The following is a 9008-nucleotide window of genomic DNA, read 5'->3' as shown; positions in this document are numbered from 1 at the left end:
TACGATCGCCTGATTGTCGGTACGATCGCCTGATTGTCGGTACGATCGCCTGATTGTCGGTATGATCGAATCAATGACGTGGCGATCGACTGACTGACTCTTTTAAGATACAAGGGGCGGGTTTTACGAATAATATTTAATACCAACAAACAATCTAGATAAACCCGCCCCCACACAACCGATAATCTAGATTAACCTCATGTGCGATCTATAAAAAAGCTACAATCAGCTATAAATTAGCTGTTTCCTGCGATAATTTTGATTCCTCAATCATCGATTCCGACTCACCACCCAAATCACCATCTTCGACAGTAATTCCTAATTTAAAACCCAACGCTTCAAGCAACTCTACAAAACAATAAATTTCCGAACCTGAACTTGCTGTCAGCATTTTATCAAGCTTTTCCCATTGAAGTTTAGCCGACTCCGATAAATTGTGGAACTTGAGCCGAGAATCTATAACATCTTTGAGTACCATCTGAAGCAATTTAGGTTCATCGCTTGCTTCTGTCAATGTCACCTCAATATAACCTGCTGATTCTTGGGCATTTCTCAGAGATGCAATCAGCAATTCTTGGTAACTTCTACTCGTTGGTGCTTTCACGTTGTTCATAATCTCTCCAATATTGAATAGCTTTGCCAATATCTCGCTCTTGAGTGCTTTTATCTCCACCGATTAGTAGAATTACAATTGTCAGCCCGACTTGTCCAAAGTAAAGCCTATACCCAGGCCCAAAGTCAATTTTGAGTTCAAAAACTCCTTCTCCCACGGACTTACAATCTCCTAGATTACCAGTCATGACTCGCTTAAGCCTTAATCGAATCTTGTTTTTGCCGGTGGTATCCCGGAGCGAATTATACCAATCTTCAAAAGGATCTGTTCCATCTGCTGTCAGGTAGTTACGAATTTCCCTGGGTTCTACTTCCATAATTTTATCACAGTCGATCGGCAATTTCTATAATAGGGTGATTAAGAGTACATTCAGCAGGCAACTCACTATCTTCCACAGTAATCCCTAATTTAAATCCCAAGGCTTCGAGCAACTCTACAAAACAATAAATTTCCGAACCTGAACTTACTGTCAGCATCTTATCAAGCCTTTCATGATATTGCTTAGCCGCATCCGAAAGAGCATTCATCCTGATTCGAGCCTCAATTACCTTTCTAATTGCATTTCTGAGCAATTCAGGTTCAGCATCTTTCTCTTCCAAGATAGCCCCGATAAAAGCACCAGCGTGTTCCGCATCTTTGAGAGATTCAATGAGGGACTCATAGTAGCTATCGCTGGTAGGCATTGTCATTTGTTTCATAGTCAGTCGAATACTCCTTCGCTTTGAGAATATCTTGTTCTTGGGTACTTTTATCCCCACCACAGAGCAGAAGCACTATTGTCGATCCTACTTGTCTAAAATAGATCCGGTAGCCAGGGCCATAGTTAATCCTGAGTTCATAGACACTATCTCCGACTGACTTATAATCCCCGAAATTACCCAGAGCAACTCGCTCAAGCCTTGCATCAATCTTAACTTGGGCTTTACCATCTCGTAGAGCATAGTACCACTCTAAGAAAGGAATCCTGCCATCGGGTCGGATGTAACGTCGAATTTCACTCTCGTTCTACTTCCATAATTTTATCACAGTCGATCGCCAATTTCTATAATAGGGCGATTAGGAGTACATTCAGCCGGCAACTCACTATCGTAGTCAGAACACGATATAATTCAATTGAAACCGGGAAATGTGCTATCAACAGCCCAAAAATCAATTCCCGTAGGGGCGGGTTTTACGAATAATATTTAATCCCAAAAAACCATCTAAATAAACCCGCCCCCACCCCACATAAAATCTCCAAACACCAAACTACTATGAGTACATCAAAACCCAAAAAATCCAATCCAAATAACCAATCAGAAAAACGAATTGTTTACTCCGAATTTGGCAACATAGACAACTCCGCAGCCCTCCAACGAGGAATACAAGAAATCCCCCCAAATCAACAAAACCTCAAAATCGAAGCATCCCGAAAAGGACGCGGTGGCAAAACAGTAACAGTCATCAGCGGATTTCAAGAAAAACCCGAAATCTTAGCAGATTTAGCAAAGCAGCTAAAAGCCCAGTGCGGCACTGGCGGCACTGTCAAAGATCGTGAAATCGAAATTCAAGGCGAACACAAGCAAAAACTGCTCGAAATTCTCACAAAATTAGGCTATAAAGCTAAAATTAGTGGAGGGTAAAAAGGAGGACACGGCAATGCCGTTTCCCTACCCGAAAATAATCAATCTTTTTACCGTCAATTTTCATGTATACTAGACCCTTAGCCCGCTTGATCGAACAATTGCAGCGCTTGCCAGGAATCGGTCCAAAAAGTGCCCAGAGACTCGCATTACATATTCTCAAACGACCCTATGAAGAAGTGCAAACCCTGGCTCAATCCTTAATTGATGCCAAACAGCAGGTAGGATTTTGTCAAGTGTGCTTTCACTTATCTGCTGAACCTGTTTGCGAAATTTGTCACAATCCCAACCGTGACAATTCTACCATTTGCGTAGTCTCAGAATCCCGCGATGTCATTGCGTTGGAAAAAACACGGGAATACGGAGGCAAATATCACGTTATCGGTGGTGTCATCTCGCCCATGGATGGAATAGGTCCGGAACAATTGAATATTCAACCATTAGTCAGGCGCGTCAGTCAACAAAAGATTGAGGAAGTAATTATTGCGATTAGTCCCAGTGTGGAAGGTGAGACGACTACGCTTTATATTGGCCGTTTATTGAAACCTTTTACACGGGTGACTCGCATTGCTTTTGGTTTGCCTATGGGGGGAGATTTGGAGTATGCTGATGAGGTGACTTTGGCCCGCGCTTTGGAGGGAAGGAGGGAGTTTGATTAGTTGAATATGGGTAAGAGAAACGAACCGCGAAGACGCGAAGGACACGAAGGAAGAAAGAGAAGTGATGAGGATGAGTTTATAATTGATTTGTCTAATTCAAAGTTAAACTAAGTAAAGTTACCAAAAGTGAAAAATCATGGCTAAATTCGATCGCCCTTTAAGTTACCCCACAACGCGCAAAATCGACCAAACTGATGACTACCACGGTGTCCCAGTATCGGACCCCTACAGATGGCTGGAAAATCCCGACTCTGAGGAAACCCAGGCTTGGGTGGAAGCCCAAAACGCAGTAACCTTTGGCTATCTCCAGGAAATTCCGGCTAGGGAAAAAATTAAGCAGCGACTGACTCAGCTTTGGAATTACGAAAGATATGGCATACCTTTTAAAGAGGGCGATCGCTATTTTTATTACAAGAATGATGGTCTACAAAATCAATCTATTCTCTATACTTTAACATCCCTTGATGGTGAACCGCAAGTATTAATTGACCCTAATACTTTGTCGGAAGATGGCACTGTTGCTTTGGGTGGTATGGCTCTTAGTGAAGATGGCAAATTTATGGCCTATGGTTTGTCTACTTCCGGTTCCGATTGGCAAGATTGGAAAGTTCGGGATGTCGAAACTGGCGCAGATTTATCTGACCATTTAAAGTGGCTCAAATTCTCCGGCGCATCTTGGACTCACGATGGTCAAGGCTTTTTTTATAGTCGCTACGATGAACCTAATGAAAAAAGCAAGCATGAAGATGTTAATTATTACCAAAAACTGTTTTACCACAGGCTAGGCACTCCTCAATCGGAAGATGTGTTAATTTACGATCGCCCTGACCAAAAAGAATGGGGATTTAGTGGTGGCGTTACTGAAGATGGCAAATATTTAATTATTTCAGTTTGGCGCGGTACTGACCCCCAAAATCTGATTTTTTACAAAGATTTAACCGCCCCAGAATCCGCTGTTGTAGAACTGATTAACGAATTTGAGGCGGAGTACAATTTTATCGATAATGATGGCTCTGTTTTCTGGTTTCAAACAGATTTGAATGCACCGCTGGGCCGCGTAATTGCGATCGACATTAACAACCCCCCAGCGCCCTCTCTCGCTGGCGATGAAACCCCCCCGTCGCCCCCCCTTGGTAAGGGGGAGATTGATTTGTCGCCCCCCCTTGGTAAGGGGGAGATTGATTTGTCGCCCCCCCTTGGTAAGGGGGGGATTGATTTGTCGCCCCCCCTTGGTAAGGGGGGAATTGATTTGTCGCCCCCCCTTGGTAAGGGGGGGATTCAGGGGGGGTTCACAGAAATTATCCCCGAAGCAGCCGAAACCCTTGGAGCAATTGGCATCCTCAACAATCAATTTGTCACTTCCTACCTCAAAGATGCCTACACCCAAATTAAAGTCTTCAATTTAGATGGCTCCTTTGTACGACAAATTGCTTTGCCCGGAATTGGTTCAGCCGGAGGATTTGGCGGTAAGCGGCACGAAACTGAAACTTTTTATGCTTACACCAGTTTTACCACGCCTAACACCATTTACAGCTACAATATGCTGACAGATGAGAGCAAAATTTATCGCCAGCCAAAGGTGGATTTCAACCCGGATGATTACGAGACAAAGCAAGTATTTTATCCCAGCAAAGATGGTACCGAAGTACCGATGTTTATCACTCACAAAAAAGGTTTGCAGCTAGATGGTAATAACCCCACGTATCTTTATGGCTACGGTGGTTTTAGCATATCCCTAACTCCCAGTTTTTCCGTTAGCAGAGTTGTGTGGTTGGAGATGGGTGGGGTTTATGTGACAGCTTGTTTGCGGGGTGGTGGTGAATACGGCGAATCATGGCACCAAGCAGGGACGAAGTTGAACAAACAAAATGTGTTTGATGATTTTATCAGCGCGGCCGAATGGTTGATCGCAAACAAATACACTCAGCCAGCAAAATTGGCGATCGCAGGTGGCAGTAATGGCGGCTTATTAGTGGGAGCCTGTATGACTCAGCGACCTGAGTTATTCGGTGCAGCACTGCCCGCTGTTGGTGTGCTGGATATGTTGCGCTTCCACAAGTTTACCATTGGTTGGGCCTGGACTTCGGAATATGGTTCGCCCGAAAATGCAGAGGAATTTGCCACGATTTATGGCTATTCTCCCCTGCACAATCTCAAACCGGGAACCGCTTATCCGGCGACAATGATTACAACGGCGGATCATGACGATCGCGTTGTTCCAGCTCACAGTTTCAAGTTTGCTTCGGCTTTGCAAGAAATGCACGGGGGAGAAAAACCCGTGTTGATTCGCATTGAAACTAAGGCTGGGCACGGTGCTGGTAAACCTACGGCGAAAGTGATTGAAGAATTGGCTGATGAATGGGCTTTTTTGGTGCGGGAACTGAGTATTAACGCTTAGAAAGCCAGCGCTTGAGGGTGCGATCGCCTCTAGCAATCTCAAATCCGGGTATCATACCCCCCTTGATGCCGATCGCCCTTGTAGCCCTTGTAGGGTAAGTCATACCAATTTCATAAAGTAGCGTTAGATATTACCCCCCCAACCCCCCCTTGCTAAGGGGGGGCTAAGACTTCATCACTAGCACATCTTTAGAAAAATGGTATCGCTGAACAATTCTCGCCAACCACACAAAGATGCGACAAGGGATGCCGTTTTGCGGCAGGATAAACGGGGTAGCAAACCCGGATTTGATATTACAGTTAAGGAAACTTTACAGCATTGTGCTTTGAGATCCCGGACAACTTTTACCAAGTCAGGAATCTCGCTATTTTTAATTTACAGTGGGGAATTGTGGGTTTGTTAATTTTTTCACTATTTAATTGTAAATTTTAAATTTATATGATAATCTTCACCATTAATTATGGTAATTATAAACTATATAACTATTAAACTATTAATTGTCAAAGCCTATATTTTTTGACAGTGATTTAACTCTTCACATTCTTTATTTTAAAAATATTTTTCCTCGATGTTGAGCGAGGTAATGTAAATATAAACACACTGAAAATAATTGCGAGTTCGCAATTACTGAAAGTTGTTCGCACGTATTGAGCTAATTATCGATCGCCCCCTTAAAGCTCTGTCACCCTTGCAAAATCAAGACTTTAGCTACATTTTCAACACTTATAAGTGCTGAATTTTCTCAGATTTAGGGTGATTTTTTGTCTGAGGCGATCGGATTTATCCGATCGCACTTTCTGTATAAAGTTTACTTATTTGAAATAACTAAATAGTAGAAAACACGTAAGTATTTTATAGTTGATCACAATTTGTTACAAAACTTAATACTTTATTGTTTGTCGATTTTTCTAAGATCGGTTAGCTTAAACGAGGCAATTAATTCGATCGGAAATGAATTCTACGAGCAAGTACATTATGTCTACCGTGAAAACACGCAATAATCAAAAAACTGTGAGTAACATCTCATGGGGAAGTTCCAGCTTGGGAGCAAAATCACAAGAGAGCAAAGATCTAGTAATTTTTGACTCGCAAGTAGACAACTATCAACAATTAGTCAACGGAGTTAAAGCGGGATTTGAAGTAATTGCGATCGATCTATTCCGAGATGGCATAGCACAAATCAGTGAAATTTTGGGCGATCGCCACAACATCAACAACATTCACATAATCTCTCACGGCGAAGCAGCAGCACTAAAACTTGGCTCAACAGAACTCAATATTCACAACATAGAAACCTACAGCAGCCAATTGCAGCAGTGGGGAAAAGCACTCAACAAAGCAGCCAGCATTCTACTGTATGGCTGTAACATAGCCGCCAGCGAATCCGGCATTAAATTTATACAAAAAATCAGCGAAATAACTGGCGCAAATATTGCCGCTTCCAACAACCTCACAGGAAGCGCAGCACTAGGAGGCGACTGGGAATTAGAAATTACTACAGGAAAAATCAATACCGAAATAGCCTTTGAAAAACAAGTCCTAGAAGACTACCCATCAGTCCTAGCTACCTTAGTCACCGAAGAATTTAAAAACGATACAGTAATCGGGCCTTGGATCTATGGAATTTCTGGCACTTCTGCTAACCCAGGCTTAACCGCAGGTGCCGTCAACCCCAACGGCATTATTCCCAATGTAGGGCTTGGCGATACAGTCGGCTCAGGCGCTTTGAGATTAACCTCAAACAAGCAAAACCAAGCTGCTTTTGTCCTCTACAACAACCCGATCTCTTCTACTGATGGTATAAGAGTTACCTTTGATTTTTTTGCCTATGGAGCACAAGCTTCCATTGCTGCCGATGGCCTGAGTTTTTTCCTGATTGACGGAACAGCGACACCAACAAAAGCTGGAGGCTTTGGTGGATCTCTTGGCTATGCTCCCAATCTTAATTCCGCCTCACCAGGTATTTCAGGAGGTTATTTAGGTGTCGGATTAGACGAATATGGTTTTTTTTCCAATCGGCAATCAGACCCAGACCCCGTAACTGGGCAATCAAACCCAAATGGGCGTGTGCGCGGTCCCGTAGCTCCTGGAGATTTTGACGGTCGTCTAAGCGACACAGTAGCAGTTCGAGGTAGCGAAAGCAAAACCTATAACTTTTTAAGTTCTAGCTTGTTAAGTAATAATTTGACTGGCGTTTCCATTGAGATAGACAATCAAACTGCAACCAGTCGGACTGATGCTAATACTAAAAGAAGCGTCCAAATTACATTATTTCCGGCGGCAGCAGAACCTAACGGTCGTCTTGCAGTTGCCATAGACTTAAATAGCAATGGCACCTTCGATCCGGGCGAAACACTGATCGACATCTCAAATTTGATAGCCACAAACGGAGCAGTGCCACCTACTTTTAAATTTGGCTTTGCTGGTTCCACAGGTACAGACATAAACACTCACGAACTTAACAATCTCCTAGTCGAAAGTATAGATACTCCTAAACTCCAAGCCGACGTTTCCATTGCCAAACAAGGACCCCAGGTTGCCGCCCTAGGTAGCGCGATTACCTACACAATTACCTCCACTAATATAGGACCAAGTACCAGCGACGCCAAAGATGTCCTAATTCAAGATATCCTGCCCCCAGGTTTAACAGGAGTCACCCCATCCAACAACGGCACATACAACCCCACAACCAGGACTGTCTCGTGGCCAGTGATTCCGACTTTGACCAGCGGTGGTAGCGTCACTTACACCGTCACCGCCATAGCTCCAGCCACACCCACCACCATCACTAACGTCGCTTACAGTAATTCCAGCACTTTCGATCCCGTGGTTGCGAACAATAATACTTCGCTACCAACCTCTAGGGCCATCACTACAATAACTGCTATTGCTGACCTAGCTACCACCAAAGACGGGACTAATAGTGCTCCATCGGGCTCCACCGTCAGTTATACAATCACCACAAAAAACAACGGGCCGAACACCGCCGATAACGTCACCATCACCGACAGCATCATTCCCGGCTTAACAGGAGTAGTTGTATCCGACAACGGTACTTACAACAGCACTACGGGGATAGTCACCTTCCCCCTAGCCACCTTAACCAATCAAGCCAGCACCACCCGCACCATCAGCTTCATCGCACCCACAGGAGTCAGCGTCTCCAACACCGCCAGCAGTAGCTCCAGTGCGCTAGATCTCACTCCCAGCAATAACGCTGCTACAGTCACCACCGCTCTAACACCGAGCGCCGATGTCATTACCACCAAAACCGGGACCAATAGTGCAGCACCAGGCTCCACCGTCAGTTATACAATCACCACAAAAAACAACGGGCCGAACACCGCCGATAACGTCACCATCACCGACAGCATCATTCCCGGCTTAACAGGAGTAGTTGTATCCGACAACGGTACCTACAACAGCACTACAGGGATAGTCACCTTCCCCCTAGTCACCTTAACCAATCAAGCCAGCACTACTCGCAGCATCAGCTTCGTCGCACCAGCAGGAGTCAGCGTCTCGAATATTGCCAGCAGTAAATCGAGCACCCCAGACCCTACTCCCAGTAACAATGACGGTACTGCACCGGGTGCCAAAGTCACCACCGCTCTGACACCGAGCGCCGATGTCGTCACCACCAAAACCGGGACGAATAGTGCAGCACCAGGTGCCACCGTCAGTTATACAATCACCACACAAAACAACGGACCAAG

Annotated in this window: 8 protein-coding genes; 4 read left to right on the top strand and 4 right to left on the bottom strand. The window is 44.5% G+C overall.

Annotated features, from left to right (window positions below):
- Positions 1–229: 229 nt before the first annotated feature.
- The 4 genes from AAFP11_RS26975 to AAFP11_RS26960 are packed head-to-tail and all read right to left on the bottom strand — an operon-like array spanning position 230 to position 1606.
- A complete protein-coding gene (locus tag AAFP11_RS26975) occupies positions 230–613 on the bottom strand; it encodes a transcriptional regulator (protein WP_341739794.1) in 384 nt (127 codons plus the stop codon).
- A complete protein-coding gene (locus tag AAFP11_RS26970) occupies positions 585–929 on the bottom strand; it encodes a type II toxin-antitoxin system RelE/ParE family toxin (RefSeq protein WP_341739793.1) in 345 nt (114 codons plus the stop codon). The genes AAFP11_RS26975 and AAFP11_RS26970 overlap by 29 nt, the downstream gene beginning before the upstream one ends.
- 7 nt (positions 930–936) lie before the next feature.
- The gene (locus tag AAFP11_RS26965; RefSeq protein WP_341739792.1) at positions 937–1311 is read right to left on the bottom strand and encodes a transcriptional regulator; all 375 of its coding nucleotides are present in this window, start codon (positions 1309–1311) and stop codon (positions 937–939) included.
- A complete protein-coding gene (locus AAFP11_RS26960) occupies positions 1280–1606 on the bottom strand; it encodes a type II toxin-antitoxin system RelE/ParE family toxin (protein ID WP_341739795.1) in 327 nt (108 codons plus the stop codon). The genes AAFP11_RS26965 and AAFP11_RS26960 overlap by 32 nt, the downstream gene beginning before the upstream one ends.
- 260 nt (positions 1607–1866) lie before the next feature.
- Between AAFP11_RS26960 and AAFP11_RS26955 the strand changes: the two genes are divergently transcribed.
- The 4 genes from AAFP11_RS26955 to AAFP11_RS26940 form a co-directional block, all read left to right on the top strand.
- Positions 1867–2235, top strand: coding sequence for a translation initiation factor (locus AAFP11_RS26955; protein ID WP_341739791.1), 369 nt, complete (start codon positions 1867–1869; stop codon positions 2233–2235).
- A gap of 65 nt (positions 2236–2300) precedes the next feature.
- A complete protein-coding gene (gene recR / locus AAFP11_RS26950; RefSeq protein ID WP_340550543.1) occupies positions 2301–2894 on the top strand; it encodes a recombination mediator RecR in 594 nt (197 codons plus the stop codon).
- Positions 2895–3030: 136 nt separating this feature from the next.
- Positions 3031–5292: a prolyl oligopeptidase family serine peptidase gene (locus tag AAFP11_RS26945; RefSeq protein ID WP_341739790.1), complete on the top strand. Its 2262-nt coding sequence runs from the start codon at positions 3031–3033 to the stop codon at positions 5290–5292.
- 975 nt (positions 5293–6267) lie between these two features.
- A partial coding sequence (locus AAFP11_RS26940) for a DUF4347 domain-containing protein (RefSeq protein WP_341739789.1) occupies positions 6268–9008 on the top strand: 2741 nt, incomplete at its 3' end.

The sequence above is a fragment of the Microcoleus sp. CAWBG640 genome (assembly GCF_020883015.1).
Classification (GTDB): domain Bacteria; phylum Cyanobacteriota; class Cyanobacteriia; order Cyanobacteriales; family Microcoleaceae; genus Microcoleus; species Microcoleus anatoxicus.
Note: the sequence above shows the minus strand (reverse complement) of the source record. Positions and strands in the feature narration are given on the sequence as shown.